This is a genomic window from Amycolatopsis sp. NPDC049691, assembly GCF_040675005.1.
GTDB lineage: Bacteria > Actinomycetota > Actinomycetes > Mycobacteriales > Pseudonocardiaceae > Amycolatopsis.
In genome coordinates this window covers 142,434-164,532 of the sequence record NZ_JBFANX010000017.1, presented here as the reverse complement: position 1 = coordinate 164,532, position 22,099 = coordinate 142,434, and the positions used below count along the sequence as shown (strand labels likewise).

General features: G+C 71.7%; 24 protein-coding genes. 20 read left to right on the top strand and 4 right to left on the bottom strand.

All coding sequences use genetic code 11. The features are described 5' to 3' along the window. Nucleotides 1–18 precede the first annotated feature (18 nt). The 7 genes from AB0J40_RS33155 to AB0J40_RS33125 all read left to right on the top strand — a co-directional run bounded on the left by AB0J40_RS33155 (nucleotide 19) and on the right by AB0J40_RS33125 (nucleotide 7,170). Nucleotides 19–1,074, top strand: a complete 1,056-nt coding sequence (locus AB0J40_RS33155) for a UDP-N-acetylmuramate dehydrogenase (protein ID WP_364460958.1) — start codon at nucleotides 19–21, stop codon at nucleotides 1,072–1,074. 160 nt (nucleotides 1,075–1,234) lie between these two features. Beyond that, entirely contained in the window at nucleotides 1,235–2,410 is a 1,176-nt protein-coding gene (locus AB0J40_RS33150; protein WP_364460955.1) for an Ig-like domain-containing protein, read from the top strand. A gap of 3 nt (nucleotides 2,411–2,413) precedes the next feature. Then, the gene (locus AB0J40_RS33145) at nucleotides 2,414–3,229 is read left to right on the top strand and encodes an alpha/beta hydrolase (RefSeq protein ID WP_364460953.1); all 816 of its coding nucleotides are present in this window, start codon (nucleotides 2,414–2,416) and stop codon (nucleotides 3,227–3,229) included. An 18-nt stretch (nucleotides 3,230–3,247) separates the two neighbouring features. Further along, on the top strand, nucleotides 3,248–4,552 hold the full coding sequence (gene mshA / locus AB0J40_RS33140) for a D-inositol-3-phosphate glycosyltransferase (protein WP_364460950.1): 1,305 nt from the start codon (nucleotides 3,248–3,250) through the stop codon (nucleotides 4,550–4,552). After that, on the top strand, nucleotides 4,549–5,061 hold the full coding sequence (locus AB0J40_RS33135; RefSeq protein WP_364460947.1) for a YbjN domain-containing protein: 513 nt from the start codon (nucleotides 4,549–4,551) through the stop codon (nucleotides 5,059–5,061). The genes mshA and AB0J40_RS33135 overlap by 4 nt, the downstream gene beginning before the upstream one ends. Nucleotides 5,062–5,130: 69 nt before the next feature. After that, complete coding sequence (locus AB0J40_RS33130) at nucleotides 5,131–5,997, top strand: DUF4349 domain-containing protein (RefSeq protein ID WP_364460945.1); 867 nt, start codon at nucleotides 5,131–5,133, stop codon at nucleotides 5,995–5,997. A gap of 423 nt (nucleotides 5,998–6,420) precedes the next feature. Next, on the top strand, nucleotides 6,421–7,170 hold the full coding sequence (locus tag AB0J40_RS33125) for a phosphoglyceromutase (RefSeq protein ID WP_364460942.1): 750 nt from the start codon (nucleotides 6,421–6,423) through the stop codon (nucleotides 7,168–7,170). Nucleotide 7,171: 1 nt separating this feature from the next. On the opposite strand, the gene AB0J40_RS33120 is transcribed toward AB0J40_RS33125, so the two are convergent. Then, nucleotides 7,172–8,050 (bottom strand): hypothetical protein, encoded by an 879-nt coding sequence (locus tag AB0J40_RS33120; RefSeq protein WP_364460939.1) that lies wholly within the window; start codon nucleotides 8,048–8,050, stop codon nucleotides 7,172–7,174. Further along, nucleotides 8,047–8,685, bottom strand: a complete 639-nt coding sequence (locus AB0J40_RS33115; RefSeq protein ID WP_364460937.1) for a DNA-binding response regulator — start codon at nucleotides 8,683–8,685, stop codon at nucleotides 8,047–8,049. Before AB0J40_RS33115 ends, AB0J40_RS33120 begins: the two co-directional genes overlap by 4 nt. Nucleotides 8,686–8,751: 66 nt before the next feature. On the opposite strand from AB0J40_RS33115, the gene AB0J40_RS33110 reads away from it, so the two are divergent. The 8 genes from AB0J40_RS33110 to proC all read left to right on the top strand — a co-directional run bounded on the left by AB0J40_RS33110 (nucleotide 8,752) and on the right by proC (nucleotide 17,237). Beyond that, nucleotides 8,752–9,624: an oxidoreductase gene (locus AB0J40_RS33110; protein ID WP_364460934.1), complete on the top strand. Its 873-nt coding sequence runs from the start codon at nucleotides 8,752–8,754 to the stop codon at nucleotides 9,622–9,624. Nucleotides 9,625–9,769: 145 nt separating this feature from the next. Further along, nucleotides 9,770–11,011 (top strand): ATP-binding protein, encoded by a 1,242-nt coding sequence (locus AB0J40_RS33105; protein ID WP_364460931.1) that lies wholly within the window; start codon nucleotides 9,770–9,772, stop codon nucleotides 11,009–11,011. Beyond that, complete coding sequence (locus AB0J40_RS33100; RefSeq protein WP_086680214.1) at nucleotides 11,008–11,697, top strand: response regulator transcription factor; 690 nt, start codon at nucleotides 11,008–11,010, stop codon at nucleotides 11,695–11,697. Before AB0J40_RS33105 ends, AB0J40_RS33100 begins: the two co-directional genes overlap by 4 nt. Nucleotides 11,698–11,811: 114 nt before the next feature. Then, on the top strand, nucleotides 11,812–12,795 hold the full coding sequence (locus tag AB0J40_RS33095) for a Ppx/GppA phosphatase family protein (protein WP_364460929.1): 984 nt from the start codon (nucleotides 11,812–11,814) through the stop codon (nucleotides 12,793–12,795). A 157-nt stretch (nucleotides 12,796–12,952) separates the two neighbouring features. Then, nucleotides 12,953–14,575 carry a hypothetical protein gene (locus AB0J40_RS33090; protein ID WP_364460926.1) on the top strand — a complete coding sequence of 541 codons (1,623 nt, stop codon included), beginning with the start codon at nucleotides 12,953–12,955 and terminating at the stop codon, nucleotides 14,573–14,575. 64 nt (nucleotides 14,576–14,639) lie between these two features. Continuing rightward, nucleotides 14,640–15,452 (top strand): sugar phosphate isomerase/epimerase family protein, encoded by an 813-nt coding sequence (locus AB0J40_RS33085; RefSeq protein ID WP_364460923.1) that lies wholly within the window; start codon nucleotides 14,640–14,642, stop codon nucleotides 15,450–15,452. A 123-nt stretch (nucleotides 15,453–15,575) separates the two neighbouring features. Beyond that, complete coding sequence (locus AB0J40_RS33080) at nucleotides 15,576–16,403, top strand: thioesterase family protein (RefSeq protein ID WP_364460920.1); 828 nt, start codon at nucleotides 15,576–15,578, stop codon at nucleotides 16,401–16,403. A 24-nt stretch (nucleotides 16,404–16,427) separates the two neighbouring features. Then, nucleotides 16,428–17,237 carry a pyrroline-5-carboxylate reductase gene (gene proC / locus AB0J40_RS33075; RefSeq protein ID WP_364460918.1) on the top strand — a complete coding sequence of 270 codons (810 nt, stop codon included), beginning with the start codon at nucleotides 16,428–16,430 and terminating at the stop codon, nucleotides 17,235–17,237. Here proC and AB0J40_RS33070 read toward each other — a convergent pair. Then, on the bottom strand, nucleotides 17,225–17,554 hold the full coding sequence (locus AB0J40_RS33070; RefSeq protein WP_364460915.1) for a helix-turn-helix domain-containing protein: 330 nt from the start codon (nucleotides 17,552–17,554) through the stop codon (nucleotides 17,225–17,227). The genes proC and AB0J40_RS33070 overlap by 13 nt on opposite strands. A gap of 39 nt (nucleotides 17,555–17,593) precedes the next feature. On the opposite strand from AB0J40_RS33070, the gene AB0J40_RS33065 reads away from it, so the two are divergent. The 5 genes from AB0J40_RS33065 to AB0J40_RS33045 all read left to right on the top strand — a co-directional run bounded on the left by AB0J40_RS33065 (nucleotide 17,594) and on the right by AB0J40_RS33045 (nucleotide 21,142). Continuing rightward, the gene (locus tag AB0J40_RS33065; protein ID WP_364460912.1) at nucleotides 17,594–18,154 is read left to right on the top strand and encodes a carboxymuconolactone decarboxylase family protein; all 561 of its coding nucleotides are present in this window, start codon (nucleotides 17,594–17,596) and stop codon (nucleotides 18,152–18,154) included. Nucleotides 18,155–18,336: 182 nt separating this feature from the next. Further along, entirely contained in the window at nucleotides 18,337–18,552 is a 216-nt protein-coding gene (locus AB0J40_RS33060; protein WP_013222402.1) for a helix-turn-helix domain-containing protein, read from the top strand. 155 nt (nucleotides 18,553–18,707) lie between these two features. Then, entirely contained in the window at nucleotides 18,708–18,809 is a 102-nt protein-coding gene (locus tag AB0J40_RS33055; RefSeq protein ID WP_007030867.1) for an AURKAIP1/COX24 domain-containing protein, read from the top strand. A 258-nt stretch (nucleotides 18,810–19,067) separates the two neighbouring features. Beyond that, the gene (locus tag AB0J40_RS33050; protein WP_364460908.1) at nucleotides 19,068–20,111 is read left to right on the top strand and encodes an NAD-dependent epimerase/dehydratase family protein; all 1,044 of its coding nucleotides are present in this window, start codon (nucleotides 19,068–19,070) and stop codon (nucleotides 20,109–20,111) included. Continuing rightward, on the top strand, nucleotides 20,108–21,142 hold the full coding sequence (locus tag AB0J40_RS33045) for a lysophospholipid acyltransferase family protein (protein WP_364460905.1): 1,035 nt from the start codon (nucleotides 20,108–20,110) through the stop codon (nucleotides 21,140–21,142). Before AB0J40_RS33050 ends, AB0J40_RS33045 begins: the two co-directional genes overlap by 4 nt. An 11-nt stretch (nucleotides 21,143–21,153) precedes the next feature. On the opposite strand, the gene AB0J40_RS33040 is transcribed toward AB0J40_RS33045, so the two are convergent. Then, on the bottom strand, nucleotides 21,154–22,041 hold the full coding sequence (locus AB0J40_RS33040; RefSeq protein ID WP_225439945.1) for an HAD-IB family hydrolase: 888 nt from the start codon (nucleotides 22,039–22,041) through the stop codon (nucleotides 21,154–21,156). Nucleotides 22,042–22,099 lie beyond the last annotated feature (58 nt).

The window sequence follows — 22,099 nt, the reverse complement described above, 5'->3', positions numbered from 1 at the left end:
GACAGTACCGTCAGACGCGTGAACACCGCCCGTACTCCCGCCCTCCCGAAGCTCTCCGCGTACACGACGCTGCGCCTCGGCGGGCCCGCCCGCCGGTTCGTCAGCGCCGTGACCAGCGAAGACCTCGTCGCGGCGGTCCGCGAGGCCGACGCCGCGGGCGAACCGGTGCTGCTGCTCGGCGGCGGCTCCAACCTGGTGGTCGCGGACGCGGGGTTCGACGGCACGCTCGTCGAGGTCGCGAACACCGGCTGGCGGCGCGACGGGAACGTCGTGGACGTCGAAGCCGGCCAGAACTGGGACGCGTTCGTCGCCGGCCTGGTCGAAGCGGGCCTGGGCGGGCTCGAATGCCTCTCCGGCATTCCGGGCAGCGTCGGCGCGACGCCGATCCAGAACGTCGGCGCGTACGGCTGCGAAGTCGCCGAGTCGATCGTCTCGCTGGAGCTGTACGACCGGCGGACGCGCGAAGTGCGCACGCTCAAGGCCGACGACCTCGGCTTCGCCTACCGCACCAGCGTCCTGAAGGGCACCGACACCGGCGTCGTCCTCTCGGTCCGCTTCGAGATCCGCGAAGACGGCCTCTCCGCACCCATCCGCTACGCGGAGCTGGCGCGCACGCTCGGCGTCGAGATCGGCGCCCGCGTCCCGGCGGCCGAAGCGCGCGAAGCCGTGCTGAAGCTGCGTCGCGGCAAGGGCATGGTGCTCGACCCGGACGACCACGACACGTGGAGCGCGGGCTCGTTCTTCACCAACCCGATCGTCCCGTCGGCCGAGGCGGAGGCCGTGCTCCAGCGGATCGCGGAGGCCGTCGGGGCCGACGCGCCGCAGTACCCCGCCGAGGGCGGCGTCAAGCTGTCGGCGGCCTGGCTCATCGAGCGCGCGGGCTTCGCCAAGGGTTACCCCGGGCCGGGGAACCGCGTCTCGCTGTCGACGAAGCACACCCTCGCCCTCACCAACCGCGGCGACGCCACGACCGACGACCTGCTGGCGCTGGCCCGCGAGGTCCGCGACGGCGTTTTCGCCCGGTTCGGCGTCCGGCTGCACCCGGAACCGCTCTTGATCAACTGCGTCATTTGAGCCGATTCGGGCAACCTGGACGTGTATGAGACGTCTTTGTCGACAAAGACGTGCCACCTGATCGGATGGTCTTCACCTTTCGGGCGGTAACGTCAAGCGGGTCACCAGCGCTATGGGCGTGTGCCCCGCGGGTCGGCGGGGGAAAATCCAGGAGGTTTCGGTGATCGAACGGCGCACGGTCTTCAAGGCCGCTCTGGCGGCGGGGGCCGCCCTGGTCGCCGCGGCGTGTTCGAGCACGAACGACGGCACCGCGCTGCCCACCGGCGCGGCCGGTGCCGACGGCGGTGGCGCGCAGCCCGTGGCGAAGATCACGGCCGAGCCCGCCGTCAACGCCAAGGACGCCTCGGTCCTCAAGCCGGTCACCGTCAAGGTCGCCGACGGCAAGCTCACCGAGTGCAAGGTCACCGCCGACGGCGGCAAGGCCGTCAAGGGCGACACCTCGCCCGACGGGCTCACCTGGACCAGCTCCGAGCCGCTCGGCTACGGCAAGACCTACACCTACGCGGCCAAGGCCACCGGCAGCGACGGCAAGCCGGTCGAGCTCACCGGCACGTTCACCACGGTCAGCCCGGCCAAGCAGATCCGCGCCACGCTCAACCCGTCCGACAACCAGACGGTCGGGGTCGCGATGCCGATCAGCGTCAAGTTCGCGTCGCCGGTCAAGGACCGCGCGGCCGTCGAGAAGGCACTGACCGTGAAGACGGACAAGGAGATCGAAGGCGCCTGGGGCTGGCTGTCCGACAGCCAGGTCGACTACCGGCCGAAGGAGTACTGGCCGCAGAACATCACCGTGAGCGTCGAGGCGAAGCTCTACGGCGTCGAGCTCGGCGGCGGCGCGTACGGCAAGGCCGACGTCACGACGAAGTTCAAGATCGGCCGCAACCAGGTGGTCAAGGTCAACACCCCGGACCACCAGATGGTCGTCTACCGGGGCGGCGCGCAGTACAAGAGCTACCCGTGCGCGAACGGCCTGGACGCCGAGGTCGACCGCAACACCCCCAACGGCACCTACATGATCATGAGCAAGGAGCCGACGGCGGTCTTCGACAACGCCCGCTACGGCTACACGAACGTCAACAAGAAGTGGGCCTGCCGGTTCTCCAACCACGGCGAGTACATCCACGAGAACCAGGACAACGCGGCCAACATCGGGAAGAACAACAACTCCCACGGCTGCGTCAACCTCCTCGAGGCCGACGCCAAGGACTACTTCGACTCCGCGCTGGTCGGCGACCCGGTCGAGATCACCGGCTCGAAGCTCGGCCCGCCGATGGCCTCGGACGTCAAGGACTGGAACTACAGCTGGTCGGCCTGGAAGTCGCTGGGAGCGAAGTAAGCCGTGCGCACCGAAGTCGTCGGGCACGGCGGGGTCCGGCTCGGCCTGCGGGTCGAAGGGGACGGGAACAGCAGGCCGATCGTGTTCGTGCACGGCTGGGCGCAGTCCGCGGGCTGCTGGGCCGCCCAGCTCGCCGACCCCGCGCTGACCGAGCGGTTCCGGCTGGTCGCGATGGACCTGCGCGGCCACGGCGCCTCCGACGTCCCGGCGTCGGGCTACGACGACCCGGTGGCCTGGGCCGACGACCTCGCCGCGGTGCTCGACTTCGCCGGCCCGGGCGCGATCGTCGTCGCCTGGTCGTACGGCGGGCTCGTGCTCACCGACCACATCCGGGTGCACGGAACCGCACGGCTGCGGGGCGCCGTGCTCGTCGGCGCCATCACCGAGATCGGCCGCGACCGGCCGGGCGGGCGTGTCGGCCCGCTGATGCGCGAGCACATGCGCGCGATGCTTTCGGACGATCCGGACATCGCGGTCCCCGCCCTGACCGAGTTCAGCCGCGGGATGGTGACCCGGCCGGTGCCCGGCGCGCAGGCGCAAGCCCTCCTCGGCGCCTCCTTGAGCGTGCCGCCAGCGGTCCGTTCGGCGTTGTTCCGCCGGGACATCGGCAGCGAAGACGTGCTGGTCAGGCTGGACAAGCCCACCCTGGTCGCGCACGGGACGGCCGACCGCGTGATCGAGCCCTCGACGGCCGAGCACGCCCTCGGGAAGATTCCGGGCGCCGTCGGGCGTTGGTTCCTTGACGGGGGGCATGCGCCCTTCGCCGAGTCCGCGGACGAGTTCGACGCGGTACTGCGGCAGTTCGCCGAGGAATGCTGACGCAGGAGACGTGACCAGGTGACCAGCTCCATCCGGGGGTTCGATGCCGCCCCACGCCGGATCGCCGTGCTGTCCGTGCACACTTCGCCGCTGGAGCAGCCGGGCACCGGCGACGCCGGCGGCATGAACGTGTACATCAGCCAGACGGCGACCGAGATGGCCCGCCGCGGCGTCGAGGTCGAGGTCTTCACCCGCGCGACGGCGTCGGACCAGCCACCGGTGGCCGAGCTGGCGCCGGGCGTGACCGTCCGGCACGTCCAGGCCGGGCCGTTCGAGCCGCTGGGCCGCGACGAGCTGCCCGCCCAGCTGTGCGCGTTCACCTCCGGCGTCCTGCGCACCGAGGCGTTCCACGAGCCCGGGTACTACGACCTCATCCACTCGCACTACTGGCTGTCGGGCCAGGTCGGCTGGCTCGCCCGCGACCGCTGGTCGGTGCCGCTCGTGCACACCGCGCACACGCTGGCGAAGGTCAAGAACGCCGCGCTCGCCGAAGGCGACAAGCCGGAGCCGCGGCTGCGCGTGATCGGCGAGGAGCAGGTCGTCGCCGAGGCCGACCGGCTGGTCGCCAACACCGCCGTCGAGGCGCGGCAGCTCATCGACCTCTACGACGCCGAGCCGGACGCGGTGCACGCCGTGCCGCCGGGCGTCGACCTCGACCGCTTCACGCCGGGCTCGAAGGCGGCCGCGCGTGCTTCCCTCGGCCTGGCCGGCGACGACGTCGTGCTGGCGTTCGCCGGCCGGATCCAGCCGCTGAAGGCGCCGGACGTCCTGCTGCACGCCGCCGCGGCCCTGCTGCGCCGGCGCCCCGAGCTGGCCCCGCGGCTGGTCGTGCTGGTCGTCGGCGGGCCGTCGGGCACCGGGCTGGAGCAGCCGCAGGCGCTGCGCGAGCTGGCCGGTTCGCTCGGCATCGAGCGGCAGGTGCGGTTCCTGCCGCCGCAGCCGGGGGAAGCGCTCGCCCGCGTCTTCCGCGCCGCCGACGTCGTCGCCGTGCCGAGCTACAACGAGTCGTTCGGCCTGGTCGCGCTGGAGGCGCAGGCCTGCGGGACACCGGTGGTCGCCGCCGAGGTCGGCGGGCTGCCGGTGGCGGTGCCGCACGGCGTGTCCGGCCTGCTGGTGCCCGGCCACGGCGCCGAGGAGTGGGCGGACGCGCTCGCCGCCGTCGCCCTGCGCCCGGACCGGCGCGCCGAGCTGGGCGCGAACGCCGTCGTGCACGCGCGGCGGTTCTCCTGGCGCCGCACGACGGACGCGCTGCTGGACATCTATGCTCAGGCCACCAGCGCGTTCCGGCAGGCGCTGGAACTGCGCGCGGAGGTGGCGGTGTGAGCTTGGACCAGCTGATCCAGTCTACTTTGGACTCCGCGGAGCTCAAGTACGACAAACGCGGTCCCGGCAAGTACTTCGTCACGCTGCCCGGCACGAAGAAGCTGCAGACCAACGCGTGGCTCGTCGACGGCGACCACGCGTTTTCGGTGGAGGCGTTCGTCTGCCGCCGTCCCGATGAGTCCCATGAGGACGTTTACCGGTTCCTGTTGCAGCGCAACGCGAAGCTCTACGGCGTCCACTACACAGTGGACAGTCTCGGCGACATCTACCTGGTCGGCCGGTTCGGCAAGGAGACGATGTCCGCCGACGAGCTGGACAAGGTGCTCGGCCAGGTCCTCGAAGCCGCCGACGGCGACTTCAACACGCTGCTGGAGATCGGCTTCGCGACATCGATCAAGCGCGAATGGGACTGGCGCGTCTCCCGCGGCGAGTCACTGGCGAACCTGCAGGCGTTCAAGCACCTGGTGGCGCCCGAGAAGCCGCACGAGCCGGGCTTGACCGAGTCGTGACCCGGGCCGTGCAACGGCCCTGAACCGGACATCCGTCTCACCGCCAGTCGAACTGGAGGGAGACGCAGGATGCGGACTCGATGGAGAGCGGCGCTCGCGGGCGCGGCGGTGGTGTTCGCGGTGGCCGGGTGCTCGGCGGCGGGCAACGGGGCATCGTCCACGGCGGACAGTGCCGGTGGGGTGGCGAAGGTCCCCGCGGCGCCGCAGCAGGGGACCGGGGGCAAGGCCGAGTCGAAGGTCGCGGCGCCGCAGCCCGGGGCGACCGACCGGAAGCTTTCGCGCAGCGCCCGGTTGGAACTGACCGCCGTCAAGGTCGTCGACGTCGTCGCGCAGGCTCGGGGGATCGCGCAGGGGGCGGGTGGGTACACCGGGCAGGAGAGCACCGGTGACGACTCGGCGACGCTGTCGCTGGCGGTTCCGGCGGAGCGGCTGGATCCGGTGTTGGACCAGCTGTCGCATTTGGGTTCTTCGTTGGTCAAGCGGGAGCTGAACACGCAGGACGTGACCGAGCAGGTCGTCGACGTCGAGGCGCGGTTGACCACGCAGCGCAAGTCCGTCGAGCGGATTCGAGCGTTGCTTTCGCAGGCGACTTCGGTGTCGGACATCACGTCGATCGAGAGCGAGCTGACCAGCCGTGAGTCCGCTTTGGAGTCGTTGGAGCAGCAGCGGAACTCGCTCGCCGGGAGTGTCGCGATGGCGACCGTTTCGATGAGCATCCGGAGTGTTGCCGCTCCGGCTCCGCCGTCAGAGGACCGGAGTGGGTTTCTTGGCGGGCTGGCTGGGGGCTGGGATGCGTTCTTGACCTTTGGGGGTGGGTTGTTGACGGTGCTGGGGGCGATCGCGCCGTTCCTGCTGATCGTGGGACCGCTGGCGTGGGTCGGCTGGCGGCTGAACCGGCGCCGCCGGGTGGCGCGGCCGGAGCCGAGCGAGGGCTGAGCGGAACAGGCGGGACGGCTCGAGGGAGGGGGGAGTCGCGATCTCGAGCCGCCCCGCTGAAGTTCCCGCCGATCAGGACCCGGTGACGAGGGGGATGCCAACGGGGCCGGCGGGCCGCGGCTCGGCAGGGGGGAGACGAGCCGCGGTCGAAGCCCGAAACCGGCCGGGGAGTGCGTGGAATCCGGCCGCTCGGGACGTAAGCAAACCTGTCAGATCTCGACCTGTAATCACAAGACTACCCACTAGTCCGTTCGAGTGAACTTCAGTTGCCGCGATAACGGTGTGCAGTTTGACGCGCGGATTTTGCGCGTTGTTGGCGCTCGGACTTGTCGAAGGGTGAGGTGTTACTCCGTGGTAACACACTCTGTGTAGGACACGAGGTCACCAGTGAGCGCCGTGGTCCGTCATGGCAGGCTGGGACCCATGGCTGAACTCGGGACGTTGGTGCTGCTGCGGCACGGGCAGAGCACGTGGAACGCGGAAAACCTGTTCACCGGCTGGGTGGACGTGCCGCTGTCGGAGCAGGGCGAAGGCGAAGCCCGCCAGGGCGGGCAGCTGCTGGCCGACGCCGGGCTGCTGCCGGACGTCGTGCACACCTCGCTGCTGCGCCGCGCGATCTCCACCGCGAACATCGCGCTGGACGCCGCCGACCGGCACTGGATCCCGGTGAAGCGCGACTGGCGCCTCAACGAGCGCCACTACGGCGCGCTGCAGGGCAAGAACAAGAAGCAGACCCTCGACGAGTTCGGCGAGGAGCAGTTCATGCTCTGGCGCCGCTCGTACGACACCCCGCCGCCGGAGATCGACCCGAAGGACGAGTGGAGCCAGGCCGGCGACGCCCGCTACGCGAACCTCGGCGACAACGCGCCGTTGACCGAGTGCCTCAAGGACGTCGTCGCGCGGCTGCTGCCGTACTGGGAGTCCGAGATCGTGCCGGACCTGCGGGCGGGCAAGACCGTGCTCGTCGCCGCGCACGGGAACTCGCTGCGCGCGCTCGTCAAGCACCTCGACGGGATCTCCGACGCCGACATCGCCGGCCTCAACATCCCGACCGGCATCCCGCTGCGCTACGACCTGACGGCCGACCTGAAGCCGGTCAAGGCCGGTGGCGAGTACCTCGACCCCGAGGCCGCCAAGGAAGCCGCCGCCGCGGTCGCCAACCAGGGCCGCTGACTCACGACGCGGTGACCGGCCGGACGGCGGTGGCCTTCCAGCTCGCCCCTTCGCGGACGACGTCGAACTCGACCGTGAAGGGCTTGCCGGTGGTCTTGCCCGTCCCGTCGGTCACCTGCAGCGTCGTGAAGAACAGCACCACCGCCCGGCCGCCGGTCAGCGCGACGACGCCGGCCATCGGGTCCGGGCCCAGCGCCACCTTGGTGCCGCTCTTGCGGATCGCCTCGACGTAGCTCGCCTTCTTCGCGCGGTAGTCGCTCAGCAGCGGGTCGGCGATGACCGCTTCCGCCCGCGCGTACGAGCCGTCCGGGTCCGCGCTGTCGGTCGTGAAGAGGCCGCCCGCGATCGTGCGGGCCCCCGCCACCGCCGCATCGCGGCCGCCCGCGAGGCTGCCGTCGTCCGGCCGCGGCGCCGGCAACGGCTGCGCCGGGTTCACCGCGATGTCGGAGAGCCGCCACCGCCCGCTTTCCCGGACCGCGGCGAGCGCGACCGTCGCCAGCCCCTTCGTGGCGCCGCTGTCCTGCTCGAGCACGGCCAGTTCGCGGACCCGGTCGCCGGTGAACTCCAGCGCCGCCGCCTGCCGCACCCGCGTGACCAGGCGGACCGGCTGCGGGGTCTTCCGGATCGTGTCGAACAGCTTCGTGAGCTGGTCCTTCGCCGTCCCGGTGACGTTCGCCGCGACGGCCTGGTCGAACGCCGCCGGGTTCGCCGAGTCGTAGCTGAACACCGCCTCCACGGCCGTCTTCACCGCGTCGAGCGCGGTGGCCGTGCCGGGGCCGTTGACGAGCGCGAGGTTGCCGGTGAGCGGCGTGGCTGTGCCGGAGACCGCCGACGTGCACGCCGAGGTCGTCAGGACCAGCGCCAGCAGCGCTCGCCTCACAGGAGCCCGGCCTCGCGCGCCCGCGCCCCGGCCTGGAACCGGGACGACGCGCCGAGGACCTCCATCAGCTCCGCCACCCGCCGCCGGTAGGTGCGCAGGCCGACGCCGAGCGCGCGGGCCGCCGTCTCGTCCTTGCAGCCGGACGCCAGCTGCTCGAGGATCTCCCGCGCGCCCAGCTCGGTGAACCGGGCCTGGTAGGACTCGAGGTCGGTGCCGCCCGCCCAGGCCGCCTCGAACAGCGACTGGATGCCCTGGACCAGCTCCGGGCTGCTGACGACGGTGTAGCTGCGGACCCCGCCGACGTGGTCGCCCGCCACGATCGCGATCCGCCGGTCCAGCAGGATCGTCTCGTTGACCTCGCGCTCGGTGATCCGGATGCGCGCGCCGTGCGTGGCCATGAACCGCAGGTGCTCGGCCAGCGCCGGATCGAACAGGACGCCGGGCAGGTACATCTTGCGCACGGACGTCGTGCGCACGGCCTGCTCGCGGTCCGGCGCGCTCGGGTGCGCCACCGACCAGGTGTGCAGGTCGCGGGCCGCGCACGAAATCTCGGTCGCGGTCGCGAACAGGTGGGCCGTGCGCTCGAACAGCTCGGCTTCGCCGCGCACCACGACGACGTCACTGACTCTCTCCACGTATTCCAGTTTGGCAGCTAAATGCCAAACCCGGCGGCTTCCGGGCCAGGTCGGAAGGCTGGAGCCATGACCACGAACACCACCCTCCCCGCCGCCGCGGCGGGCACCTGGCAGCTCGGCTCCTTCGAAGTGAACCGGCTCGGCTTCGGCGCGATGCGCCTGATGTCCACTTCGGACGGTGGCATCCGCGCCCGCGAGACGTCGATCGCCGTACTGCGCCGGGCCGTCGAACTCGGCGTCAACCACATCGACACCGCCGCGTTCTACTTCGCCGGCCCGCGCTCGGCGAACGAGCTGATCAACACCGCGCTGGCCCCCTACGACGACCTGACGATCACCACCAAGGTCGGCCCCGGCCGCGACTACGAGGGCAACTTCTACACCGCCCGGCCGGAGCAGCTGCGCGCCCAGGTCGAGCAGAACCTGCGCGAGCTGGGCCTCGACCACCTCGACGTCGTCAACTACCGGATCGGCCAGGCCCTCGACCGCGGCGAGGGCTCGCTCGCCGACGGCTTCGGCGCCCTCGCCGAGCTGCGGGAGGAGGGCCTGATCCGCGAGCTGGGCATCTCCAACATCGGGCCGGAGCACCTCACCGAGGCCCTCGCGATCGCGCCGGTCGTCTGCGTGCAGAACCAGTACGGCCTCACCGCGCGCCGCGAGGACGACGAGATCGTCCGGATGTGCGCCGAACGCGGCATCGCCTTCGTGCCGTTCTTCGCCGTCGCCAGCGGGCAGGGCGAGGACGCGCGCGTCGCCGAAGTCGCGCGCCGGCACGACGCCACCCCGGCGCAGGTGCGGCTCGCGTGGACCCTCCACCAAGGACCGCACGTGCTCGCCATCCCGGGCACCGGCGACGTCGCGCACCTCGAGCAGAACGTCGCCGCGGCCGCCCTGCGGCTGACCGACGACGACCTGAAGACCCTCGACACCGCCGGGTGATTCACCCGGAATGTCTCGCCGCGGAATCGATCGGGTGAACGCCGGCTGAAGCACCGGCGAACATGTCCTCGCCAGGTGTCGCGGTGCTCACGACAAGGCGGACAACGCTAGGCCGAAGGGCCACTTCTCAGCTTACGATCGGCCTGTGACCACGCCTGTTTCCCTCGCACTGGCCATCGGGGCACTGGTGGCCGGTGCGGTGGTCGGCTACCTCCTCGCGCGGGCTCGAACCCGCCGCGAAGAGGCCCGGCCGCCGGGCCCGACCGTCGCGGAGCTCCTCGAACGGCTGGTCCGCTCCTCGAACAACGGCGTCGTCGTCCTCAACAAGTTCGGCGACATGCTGCTGCACAACCCGCGCGCGTACGAGCTGGGCCTGGTGAAGGTCAACCAGGCCGACCCGCGCGCCCGCAAGGCCGCCGAACAGGTCGTCGAAACCGACGAACCCGTGGAAATCGATCTCTCGCCGCTCGAAGCGCGCGGCCGCCAGCCGGAGGCGGTGCTCGGCCAGGTCCGGCCGCTCGGCGACGGCTTCACCGTCGTCGAGGCCGTCGACCACTCCGAGGCCATCCGGCTGGAGGCCGTGCGCCGCGACTTCGTCGCCAACGTCAGCCACGAACTGAAGACCCCGGTCGGCGCGATCGCGCTGCTCACCGAGGCCGTGCTCGACGCCGCCGAGGACGTCGAAGAGGTCCGCCGCTTCGGCGGCAAGATCCTCCGCGAGTCCACGCGCCTGGGCCAGCTCGTCACCGAGCTGATCGCGCTGTCCCGCCTGCAGGGCGCCGAGCGGCTGCCGGACCTCAACGTCGTCGAGGTCGACGCCGTCGTCCGCGAGGCGCTCGGCCGGACCACGCTCTCGGCCGAGTCGGCCGACATCCGGATCACCACCGACACTCCCAGCGGCCTGCTCATCGAGGGCGACCGGACGCTGCTGGTCACCGCGCTGTCGAACCTGCTGGAGAACGCCGTCGCGTACTCGCCGGCCGGCAGCCCGGTGTCGATCTCCCGGCGGCTCGCCGACGGGATGGTCGAGATCGCCGTCACCGACCGCGGGATCGGCATCGCCGAGGAGGAGCAGCAGCGCGTGTTCGAGCGCTTCTACCGCGCCGACAAGGCCCGCTCGCGCGCCACCGGCGGCACCGGGCTCGGCCTGGCGATCGTCAAGCACGTCGCGGCCAACCACGGCGGCTCGGTCGGGCTGTGGAGCCGGCCGGGCACCGGCTCGACGTTCACCCTGCGCATCCCCGCGCACGTCCGCCCCGAACCGGCCCCCGAGCCGGCGCGGGCGGCCAAGACCTCGCCGGCACCGCGGCAGGAGAAGACCCCCGAGCGCACCCCGAGGCTCGTGGTTACCGGGCAGGACAGCCCAGATCATGGAGGAAACCTGTGACCAGGGTTCTCATCGTCGAGGACGAGGAGTCGTTCGCCGACCCCCTCGCCTTCCTGCTGCGCAAGGAAGGGTTCACCGCGGCCGTCGCCGGGACGGGCCAGGCCGCGCTGGAGGAGTTCGACCGCAACGGCGCCGACATCGTGCTGCTCGACCTGATGCTGCCCGGGATGAGCGGCACCGACGTCTGCAAGCAGCTGCGCCAGCGCTCGGCCGTGCCGGTGATCATGGTGACGGCGCGCGACAGCGAGATCGACAAAGTCGTCGGCCTCGAGCTGGGCGCGGACGACTACGTGACGAAGCCGTACTCCGCGCGTGAGCTGATCGCGCGGGTCCGGGCGGTGCTGCGCCGGGGCGGCGAGCCGGGCACGGACGGCGAGCTGGCCCCGCTGGTGCTGTCGGCGGGCCCGGTCCGGATGGACGTCGAGCGGCACGTCGTGACGGTGGACGGCGCCGAGGTGTCGCTGCCGCTCAAGGAGTTCGACCTGCTGGAGTACCTGCTGCGCAACGTCGGCCGGGTGCTGACCCGCGGTCAGCTGATCGACCGGGTGTGGGGCGCGGACTACGTCGGCGACACGAAGACGCTCGACGTCCACGTGAAGCGGCTCCGCTCGAAGATCGAACCGGACCCGGGCTCGCCGCGGCACCTGGTGACGGTCCGCGGCCTGGGCTACAAGTTCGAGACGTAAGTCCTCTTTGGGCGATACCGCTCCCGGCGTGGAGGCGCGCCGGGGCGGTACCGCACCGAGTGTTTTCGGTTACAAGTTCGAGACCTGGCGCTGGGGCCGGTACCCTGGACTCCCGTGCGCCTAGGGGTACTCGACGTCGGTTCCAACACCGTCCACCTGCTCGTGGTCGACGCCCACCGTGGCGCCCACCCGACGCCGATGCATTCCGAGAAGTCCGTGCTGCGGCTGGCCGAGCAGCTCACCCCGGCAGGCGAACTCAGCAAGGCCGGCGCCGACGACCTCGTCACCGCGGTCGAATCCGCGAAGGACGCCGCCGCGCGGCTCGGCTGCGAAGAGGTGATGGCGTTCGCCACCTCCGCCGTCCGCGAAGCGAAGAACTCCGCCAAGGTGCTGGCCCGCGTCGCCGACAAGACCGGCGTCGACCTGCAGGTCCTCTCCGGCACCGACGAAGCCCGGCTCACGTTCCTCGCCGTCCGGCGGTGGTACGGCTGGTCCGCCGGCCAGCTGCTGGTGCTCGACATCGGCGGCGGCTCGCTGGAGATCGCGATGGGCCGCGACGAAGAACCCGTCCTGGCCGAATCGCTGCCGCTGGGCGCCGGCCGCACCACGCGCACCCGCTTCAAGCACGACCCGCCGACGCGCTCCGAGCTCGTCGCGACTTCGGCGTGGCTGGACGACCAGCTCACGGACCTCACCCGCAAGGTCACCAAATGGGGTGAACCCGACCGCGTCGTCGCCACGTCGAAGACGTTCCGGTCGCTCGCCCGGCTGACCGGCGCCGCCCCCTCGGCCGCGGGCCCGCGCGTGCGACGTACGCTCACGGACACCGCGTTGCGCCAGCTCCTGGCCTTCATCTCGCGGATGACGTCGGCCGATCTGGCCCAGCTCGAGGGCGTCAGCCCGAGCCGGTCGCACCAGCTGGTCGCGGGCGCGCTCGTCGCGCAGGCCACGATGCGGGCGCTCGGTTTGGCCGAACTCGAGATCTGCCCGTGGGCTCTGCGAGAGGGTGTCATCCTGCGGCGGCTGGACCATTCGAACGGCGCGGATGAGACTGGAGCCGCCCTCGTGGGGCGCTTCGGCGCACAGGAGGACCGGTGAAAGCACGCGGCTGGACTTCCCGGACGGAAAACGGGCACGGTGGAGAGGTGACGGACATGCAGAGGTCGGCGTACAGCGCGCGCGACGCCGCCGGCGTGCCGTCAGGTACCGCTTCGCCGAGTGCCGAGAACCCAGAGCGCGCAGGGGACGACCAGGTATGACGGACCAGACCGGAGGCGACCAGCCGCAGAAGACCGTGGCCGAGCTGCTCGCCCAGCACGGTGCCCAGGTCGACGGCGGTCGCCGTCGCCGACGGCGTGCGGCCGATGACGACGACGAGCCCGCCACCCCGGAGACCCCGGGCGCGACCGGCTCGCACCGCCGTCCCGGCGTGAGCGACACCGGCCCGCAGGCGATCATCGACCGCGTCGCCTCGGAGGGCACGCCGCCCCCGCCGAACCGGCCCACCGGGCGCCGGCGCGCCGAACCGCCCTCCCCGCCGCCGCCCGCGCCCCGCGCGGTCCCGCAGGACTCGCAGCCGCTGCCGCGGCCGGTCCCGCCCCCGCCGGCCCGGCCCGCCCCCGGCGGCGCCGAGTCCGGCCAGTACGCGCGCCCGCCGCAGCAGGAGCCGACCCAGTTCACCCGGCCGCCGCAGGAGTCCGGGCAGTTCTCGCGCCCGCAGGAGTCGGCGCAGCTGCCCGTGCCGCCGCGCGCGCCGCGGCGGCAGCCGCCGCCCCCGCAGCCGTCGCAGCAGCTGCCCGTCCCGCCCCCGCAGCCGTCCCAGCAGCTGCCGACGCCACCGGCGGCCGAGGAGACCCGCGCCGTCCCGCCGGTCCGGCGCCGTCCCGCGCCGCCCTCGCAGCAGCTGCCGGTCCCGCCGCCGCAGCCGTCGCAGCAGCTCCCGACCCCGCCGCCCAGCGGGCCGCTGTCGGCCCGGCTCGACGGCCTCAACGGCACGCCGGACGCCGACATCGACGTCCCGCCGCCGCCCCCGATGGCCAGCGGGAAGTTCGCGACGCCGCCGGCCGCGCCCGGGCGCCCGCGCCGCGGTCCGGCCCGCCGCCCGCAGCCGCAGCAGGAGGCCTACACCGAGCAGTTCGACGCGGTCGCGCACGAGCAGCCGCCGCCCCCGGCCCCGCCGGCGAAGCCGGACGAGCCGGCGACGCCCGGTGGCCTCGCGAACTGGCGCAAGCGCCGGCAGAAGGAGCAGCTGGAGGACACCGAGATCGGCGTCATGCCGGTGGTGCCCAGCGAGACCCCGGACGACGGCTACCCCGAGGACGACTTCGAGCCCGACGGCTTCGCGCCGGAGAGCAGCGGCTACCAGGCCGCCTACGACGCGGGGCCGCCCACCGGCGCGTACCCGCCGCCGATGCCGTTCGCGCCCGGCGACCGCGCGTCGCGGGCCCCGATCCCGGACGACCTGGCGCCGTACGAACGCGAGTTCGCCGACGGCTACCCGGACGGCGGCCCGGACTTCGAGCAGGACGACTACGGCTACGAGCAGGCCGACGGCTACGAGGACGACGAGTACGACGACGTGCCCGAGCCGGTCGCGGAGCCGGAGCCCGTGGCCTCGCCGGGCAAGGCGTGGCTGGCGCTGGCCGGCCAGCTGGCGCTGGGTGTCGTCGGCGGCGCGGCCGTGTGGCTGGGCTTCAACTGGCTGTGGGTGAACATCCCCGCGGCCGCTCTGGTGGCGGCGTTGCTGGTGGTCGTCGCGCTGGTCTGGATCGTGCGGAAGATCCGCCGCGCCGAGGACCTGCAGACGACGGTGCTGGCGGTGCTGGTCGGCCTGGTCGTGACGGTGTCGCCGGCGGCGTTGCTGCTCGTCGGCCGCTGACGCGCGGGGAACGCGGTGAGATCCGCGTCCCCTTCCTGCTCCCCACCCTCGGTGACGAGGCAGGATGGCGCGCGTGACAGACGAGCAGCCGGTCCCCGTCGGGCTCAGCACGGCGTCCGTGTGGCCCCTCAAGGCCGGGACGGCCTTCGAGCTCGCCGCCGAACTCGGGTACGACGGCGTCGAGGTCATGGTGTGGGCCGACGCGGTCAGCCAGGACGTCAGCGCCCTGCGCCGGTGGTCGCGCCGGACCGGGGTGCCCGTGCTGTCGATCCACTCGCCGTCGCTGCTGATCACGCAGCGGATCTGGTCGCCCGACCCGGTCGTGCGGCTGCGGATGTCGGTCGAGGCGGCGCAGGAGCTCGGCGCGCGGACCGTCGTCGTGCACCCGCCGTTCCGGTGGCAGCGGCGCTACGGCGACGCCTTCGGTGATCTCGTCGACGAGCTGGAAGAGTCCAGCGGGATCGAAATCGCCGTCGAGAACATGTTCAAGGTGCGCCCGCCGGGCGGTTCGAAGAATTCGCGCGTCTCCGCGTTCCGGCCGTCGATCGACCCGACGGACGTCGGTTTCCGGCACTACACGCTGGACCTGTCCCACACAGCGGCAGCCCGGATGGACGCCCTCGCGCTGGCGCAGCGGATGGGAGAAGGCCTCTCGCACGTCCATCTGGCGGACGGCACCGGCGTCCCGAAGGACGAACACCTGGTGCCCGGCCGCGGTGGCCAGCCCTGCGCCGAACTGCTGGAAAAGCTGGTCAGCAGCGGTTTCGGCGGCCAGATCGTGCTGGAGATCAACACCCGGCACGCCGTCACCGGCGCCCAGCGGGTCCGTGATCTGGCGGAGGCATTGCTGTTCGCGCGATTCCACCTCGGGCAGTAATTGCGCGGACACGACTACTCCCGGGTCCATTTACCCGGGTCGAACACGTAAAGTTCGGACTGTGAACCCGTCGCGCTCGCTGCTCGTCACCTGCCCGGATTTACCCATTGGCACGGCGCGTTCGTGAGCGGAACGGACGGCACCGCCGGGTCCTTCGACACGGCGAGTGCGGCGCGGTCGCTGGGGGACGGCACCTTCACCGCGGTGCTGCGTGCGGAATGGGCCATCGGCTCGCACCCGCACGGGGGTTTCCTGCTGGCCCTGCTGGCCCGCGCGGCGATCTCCGCGTTGCACGAGCGGGGTGAGCCGCACGCGGAGCCGCTGGTGGTCAGCGCGGAGTTCCTGCACGCGCCCGCGCTCGGCCCGGTGCTGTTGCGCACGGACGTCCGCAAGGTCGGCCGCCGCGCGACGGTCGTCGAGGTGCGGTTGGAGCAGCGCGGCCGCAGCTGCGTCGAGGCGCGCGTGACGACCGGCCGGCTGCCGATGCGCCGCCCGGAGTGGACGGACGTGCCGTCGATGCCCGCCGAGCCTTCTCCGGGAGCTTTGGCCATGGCCGAGAGCACCGAGGGGCCGTTCAACCTGGCCAAGGGGTGCGAGGTCCGCCTGGACCCGGCGACGGCGGGGTACCTGGCCGGGCGCACGGGCGAGCCACCGCGGATGAGGTTGTGGGTGCGGCCCCGGCACGGGCTGGTGGATCCGTACTTCACGCTGCTGGCGTCCGACGTGAACCCGCCGGTGGTGATGAACCTGGGCCGCATCGGCTGGGCCCCGACGGTCCAGCTGACGGCGCTGCTGCGCACCCGGCCGGCCCCGGGGTGGTTGCGGGTGGTGGTGGAGTCGAGGTCGGTGCACGAGTCGTGGTTCGACTCGGACGCGACGGTGGTGGACTCCCAGGGACGGCTGGTGTGCCAGGCCCGGCAGTTGGGGCTCGCCCCGGCACCGGGCGCCTGAGGCGCGTTTGGCACGCTTTACGCCATGACGGTCATCGCGGTGCTGGGTGCGGGAAAGATCGGCGAGGCGTTGCTCTCGGGGCTGCTGCACGGCGGTCACGAGCCTGGCGACCTCCTGTTCACCGAGCGGTACCCGGCGCGCGTCGAAGAGCTCACCGCGCGCTACGGCATCCGCGGCGTCGAGGTCCAGGACGCCGCCAAGCGGGCCGATGTCCTCGTCGTCGCCGTGAAGCCGCAGGACATCGAGCCCGTGCTCGACGAACTCGCGCCGCTGCTCGGGCCGAACTCGCTCGTCGTCTCGCTGTGCGCCGGCCTGCCCACCTCGCTCTACGAGCGGCGGCTGGCCGAGGGCGTCCCCGTCGTGCGGGTCATGCCGAACACCCCGATGCTCGTCAACGAGGCCATGAGCGCCATCTCCGCCGGGCGGCACGCCACCGCCGAGCACCTCGCCGTCGTGCGCGATCTGCTGTCGCACGTCGGCAAGGTCGTCGAGGTGCCCGAGGCGCAGCAGGACGCCGTCACGGCCCTCTCCGGCTCCGGGCCGGCGTACTTCTTCTACCTGGTCGAGGCCATGATCGACGCCGGCATCCTGCTCGGACTGCCGCGCGCGCTCGCCGGGCAGCTGATCATCCAGTCGGCCGTCGGGGCGGCGAAGATGCTCGCCGAGTCCGAAGAGCACCCCGTGCTGCTGCGCGAGGCCGTGACGTCACCCGCCGGGACGACCATCAACGCCATCCGCGAGCTGGAGAAGCACGGCGTCCGCGCGGCCATGCTGGCCGCCATCGAGGCCGCGAAGGACCGGTCGGTCGAGCTGGGCAAGGCTCACGAAGGCTGACGCGGCCGCCAGTCCGCCGCCCACGCGTCGAGCTGGACGAGGGTCTCGAACAACGACCGGCCCTGGTCGGTGAGGGTGTAGCCCTCGGCGTGGCCGACCAGGTCCGCCTCGCCGAGTTCGCGTAGCCGCGTGGCCAGGACGCTGGACGACACCCCGTCGCAGCGCTGCTGGAGCGCGCGGAACGTCAACGACTCGTCGTCGCGCAGTTCCCAGAGGATCCGCAGCGTCCACCGCCTGCCGAGCAGGTCGAGCAGCGCCATGACCGGGCGGCCCGTCGTCGAACCGCGGACCGGGTGACCGGGTAGAGGCGTCGTCATTGCTTTCCTTTCCGAAGCGTCGATGTTAGCGTGCCGGGTATGCCTCTGAAATCGAAGCAACCGCGGATCGCGCCCCTCGAGCCGCCGTTCGACGCCGGGACGGCCGAAGCGCTCGACCGGCTCGGGCCGCCGATCGCGCTCTTCCGCGTCTGGGCCCGGCGGCCGGAGCTGGCCAGCGGTGTCGCGAGCTGGGGGCGGTACTACTTCTCGCGGCAGTCGGCACTGACCGTCCGGCAGCGTGAACTGGTCATCGACCGCACGACCGCGCTGTGCGGCGCCGGCTACGAGTGGGGCGTGCACATCGCGACCTTCGCCGAGAAGGCCGGTCTCGACGCCGCGCAGGTTCGCTCGCTCGCCGGCGGCGATCCGGCCGACGAGTGCTGGGACGCGGCCGACCGCGCGGTGCTGAAAGCCGTCGACGAACTCCACGCCACCTACGACCTCGCGGACGGCACCTGGGCGGACCTCGAGCACGCCGTCGGTCAGGACGGCGTCCTCGACCTGCTGCTCGTCTGCGGGTGGTACCACGCCGTCTCGTTCACCGTCCGGGCCCTGCGGCTGCCTCTCGAACCGGGTACCGCGCGCCCGGATTCGCCGTAATGGGCGATTCCGGCGGTCTTGCACGCGCGGGTGGCCGTGCGTTAGCGCAGGTAGGAGCCCATCTCGGTGACAGGCGTCGCATTAGTCCCACCAGTCCCGCTACTCTCGATAGAGCACGTGCGTGTCGATACCACAGGTGGGGAAGCCTCGTGGCGCGACACGTGTCGAAGGACGCGGTAAACATGTCGCCGAACAAGAAGGAGGATCTGCCGGCTGTCGGGCAGGTCCAGTTCCTGACGGTCGCCGAGGTGGCCACGCTGATGCGGGTCTCCAAGATGACCGTCTACCGTCTCGTGCACTCGGGTGAGCTGCCCGCCGTCAGGGTCGGGAAGTCCTTCCGGGTGCCGGAAAAAGCAGTGCACGAGTACCTCCAGGGCGCGTACTACGACGTGGGCTGATCCACGCCCCGGCCAGCGGCACGCCGTGTTACGACGTGCCCGCTGACCGGCCCGCCCCGGGTGACGGGTAACCTGGAAAACCGCTCGTGCCTGTGCGCTCCACCCGTTGGACGCTGCGCCGGGCAGCGTGACCGACGACGACCTAAGGAGCGCCCATGGGCTCTGTGATCAAGAAGCGCCGCAAGCGCATGTCGAAGAAGAAGCACCGCAAGCTGCTGCGCCGCACGCGAGTGCAGCGTCGTAAGGCCGGCAAGTAAGTCCCTGCCGTGCATAGCCGTGGCCCGTCCAGTCTCTGGGCGGGCCACGTCCATGTGGTGGGCCGGTTCCCCCCGTTCGAGTGAGGCCTTCGTCGCTTTCCGGGGGAATGGCGGTTAATAGCACGTAAGACACCCCGGAGCTACCACTGAAGAGCGGTAACATCTCAAGGGCGTCCGCGCGATGCTTCCAGTGAGTGCAGGCCCGCGCACTTCGGGTGATCGTCCACCCCCACCACGCCCTACGCCGCAGGGAGTCGCATGCCGTCGAACATCGTGCTCGTCACCGGGGTCGCCGGGGAGCTGGGCGGGAAACTGCTCGCCCGGCTGGGCAACAACCCCGACTTCGAGCGGGTCATCGGTGTCGACACGGTGGCGCCGGACAAGACGGTGCTGCAGCGCATGGGCCACGCCGAGTTCGTCCGCGCGGACATCCGGAACCCGCTGATCGCCAAGGTGATCAGCACGGCCGAAGTGGACACCGTGGTGCACGCGTCCTGCACCGCGCACCCCGCCGGGCCGGGGCGCCGCACCGCGATCAAGGAAGTCAACGTCATCGGCACCATGCGGCTGCTGGCCGCGTGCCAGCGCTCGCCGCTGGTCAAGAAGCTGGTGGTCAAGTCGACGGCGGCGGTCTACGGGGCCAGCGCCCGGTCGCAGGCGGTGTTCACCGAGGACTCCGAGCTGATCCCGACGTCGTCCAGCGGGTACGCGAAGGACGCCGTCGAGATGGAGGGATACGTGCGCGGCCTGGTGCGGCGCCGACCCGACATCACCACGACGCTGTTCCGCTTCGCCAACATCATCGGTCCCGAGACCGACACCGTCCTTTCGCGATACTTCGCACTGCCGGTGGTGCCGACCGTTTTCGGTTTCGACGCCCGGATCCAGCTGCTGCACTCTTCGGACGCGCTGGCCGTGCTGGAACGCGCGACCCTCGAAGACAAACCCGGCGTCTTTAACGTCGGTTCGGAGGGGGTACTCACCCTCTCGCAGGCGATCCGGCGAGCGGGCCGGGTCGAGCTGCCGATGCCGCGGAGCGTGGTGCCGTCGGTCGGCAAGGTCCTGCGCGGCGCCCGCGTCGTGGACTTTTCCGCCGACCAGGTCCGGCTGCTGAACTTCGGCCGGGTCGTCGACATCACCAAGCTGAAGGACGAGTTCGGCTACACCCCGCGGTGGACGACGCGTGAGACGTTCGACGACTACATCGCCGGACGCGGCTTGAGGCCGGTGCTCGACGGCTCCAAGCTGGCGGGTCTGGCCGGCAAGGTGCTCGTCGCCGCGGCGACGGGCCAGAGCCGATGACCAAACCGCACGACTTGGACGACTTCGAAAGCGAGGCGGAGACGGTGGGCGGTGCCGAGGCGCAGGTCATCCCGCTGCACGGGCCGGGCCGGGAGAAGCCGGAAACCCAGCCGGGCGGCCGCCGGGACGAAACCGCGCGGGTGGACGCGCCGGTCGTCGCCTTCCCCGGTGCCGGGAAGGAGACTCCGGAGGAGCCGCTTTCGGCCGCCGCGCGGTCGGCGCTCGGCTTCCTCCGCGACCGGCTGACCGGCGACTACACGGTCGACGAGTTCGGCTTCGACGCCGAGCTGACCGACGCGGTGTTCCTGCCGCCGCTGCGCGCGCTGTACAAGAAGTGGTTCCGCGTCGACACGTTCGGCGTCGAGAACCTGCCCCTCGAAGGCGGCGCGCTCCTGGTGTCCAACCACTCCGGCACGATCCCGCTCGACTCGCTGATGACGGCGGTCGCCGTCCACGACGAAACGGGCGGCCGGCACCTGCGCGGCCTCGGCGCGGACCTGGTGTTCCAGGTGCCGCTGGTGGGGTCGTTCGCCCGCAAGTCCGGCCAGACGCTGGCCTGCAACGCCGACGCCGAACGCCTGCTGCGCGGCGGCGAGCTGGTCGGCGTGTGGCCCGAGGGGTTCAAGGGGATCGGGAAGCCGTTCTCGTCCCGGTACAAGCTGCAGCGCTTCGGCCGCGGCGGGTTCGTGCAGGCGGCCCTGCGCGCGGGCGTCCCGATCATCCCGGTGTCGGTGATCGGCGCGGAGGAGATCTACCCGAAACTGGGCGACATCAAGGTCCTGGCGCGGATGCTCGGGCTGCCGTACTTCCCGGTGACGCCGTTCTTCCCGATGCTCGGCCTGCTGGGCGCGATCCCGCTGCCGACGAAGTGGAGCATCGAGTTCGGGGCGCCGATCGCGACGGATTCCTACGGCCCGGAGGCGGTCGAGGACCCGATGCTGGTGTTCCAGCTGACCGACCAGGTGCGGGAGTCGATCCAGCAGACGCTGTACCAGCGGCTTTCGCAGCGGAAGTCGGTCTTCCGCGGCTGACGGCGGACGCCTCAGCGGCGGCGGTACGCCATGCCCGCCGCCACCGCACCCGCCAGTGCCCCGGCGCCCAGGACCGACGGCACGCCGATCTTCGCCGCCTTCCGGCCCGTGCGGAAGTCGCGGATCTCCCAGCCGCGCGCCCTCGCGACGTCGCGCAGGCCGCCGTCCGGGTTGACCGCCACCGCCGTGCCCACCGCCGACAGCATGGGGATGTCGTTGGCCGAGTCCGAATACGCCGTGCAGCGCTTGAGGTTCAGCCCCTCGCGGGACGCCAGCGCCCGGACCGCGTGGGCCTTCGCCCGGCCGTGCAGCAGGTCGCCCACCAGGCGGCCCGTGTACACACCGTCGCGGGTTTCGGCCACCGTGCCCAGCGCGCCCGTCAGGCCCAGCCGGCGCGAGATGATCGCCGCCAGCTCGATCGGGGTCGCCGTCACCAGCCACACGCGCTGGCCCGCGTCCAGGTGCATCTGGGCCAGCGCCCGCGTGCCGGACCAGATCTTGTCCGCCATCAGCTCGTCGTAGATCTCTTCGCTGATCGACGTCAGCTCGGCCACCGTGCGTCCGGCCACAAAGGACAGTGCGCGCTCGCGGTGGGTCTTGATGTCTTCCTTGTTCTCGCGGCCGCCGAGGCGGAACTTGATCTGGCCCCAGACGAATCCGGCCAGGTCCGACGACGTGAAGAACTTGCGCGCCGCGAGCCCGCGGGCGAAGTAGAAGATCGACGCGCCCATCATCATCGTGTTGTCGACGTCGAAGAACGCGGCCGCCGTCAGGTCCGGTGGGGCGGGCGGCGCGGGGGGCTCGGAAAGGGCGTGGGCGGCCTCGGCCGACGCCTCGCCCGCGAGCGTGGCGAGCCGTTCCAGCTCCTGACTCTTATCCCTGCCACGCCAAGCTGACACGCACACCGCCTCCACGTCTGCCCACGTCCGGCCACGTCCCGGGTCCCTTCGCACAGCG

What these genes read in the sequence shown, in the direction of transcription:
- AB0J40_RS33050 (WP_364460908.1), top strand. Translation starts at nt 19,068, where the DNA reads ATGCCGTCGAACATCGTGCTCGTCACCGGGGTCGCCGGGGAGCTGGGC.
- AB0J40_RS33130 (WP_364460945.1), top strand. Translation starts at nt 5,131, where the DNA reads ATGCGGACTCGATGGAGAGCGGCGCTCGCGGGCGCGGCGGTGGTGTTC.
- AB0J40_RS33085 (WP_364460923.1), top strand. Translation starts at nt 14,640, where the DNA reads ATGGCGCGCGTGACAGACGAGCAGCCGGTCCCCGTCGGGCTCAGCACG.
- AB0J40_RS33070 (WP_364460915.1), bottom strand. Translation starts at nt 17,554, where the DNA reads ATGACGACGCCTCTACCCGGTCACCCGGTCCGCGGTTCGACGACGGGC.
- AB0J40_RS33060 (WP_013222402.1), top strand. Translation starts at nt 18,337, where the DNA reads ATGTCGCCGAACAAGAAGGAGGATCTGCCGGCTGTCGGGCAGGTCCAG.
- AB0J40_RS33125 (WP_364460942.1), top strand. Translation starts at nt 6,421, where the DNA reads ATGGCTGAACTCGGGACGTTGGTGCTGCTGCGGCACGGGCAGAGCACG.
- AB0J40_RS33055 (WP_007030867.1), top strand. Translation starts at nt 18,708, where the DNA reads ATGGGCTCTGTGATCAAGAAGCGCCGCAAGCGCATGTCGAAGAAGAAG.
- AB0J40_RS33045 (WP_364460905.1), top strand. Translation starts at nt 20,108, where the DNA reads ATGACCAAACCGCACGACTTGGACGACTTCGAAAGCGAGGCGGAGACG.
- AB0J40_RS33065 (WP_364460912.1), top strand. Translation starts at nt 17,594, where the DNA reads ATGCCTCTGAAATCGAAGCAACCGCGGATCGCGCCCCTCGAGCCGCCG.
- AB0J40_RS33110 (WP_364460934.1), top strand. Translation starts at nt 8,752, where the DNA reads ATGACCACGAACACCACCCTCCCCGCCGCCGCGGCGGGCACCTGGCAG.
- AB0J40_RS33090 (WP_364460926.1), top strand. Translation starts at nt 12,953, where the DNA reads ATGACGGACCAGACCGGAGGCGACCAGCCGCAGAAGACCGTGGCCGAG.
- proC (WP_364460918.1), top strand. Translation starts at nt 16,428, where the DNA reads ATGACGGTCATCGCGGTGCTGGGTGCGGGAAAGATCGGCGAGGCGTTG.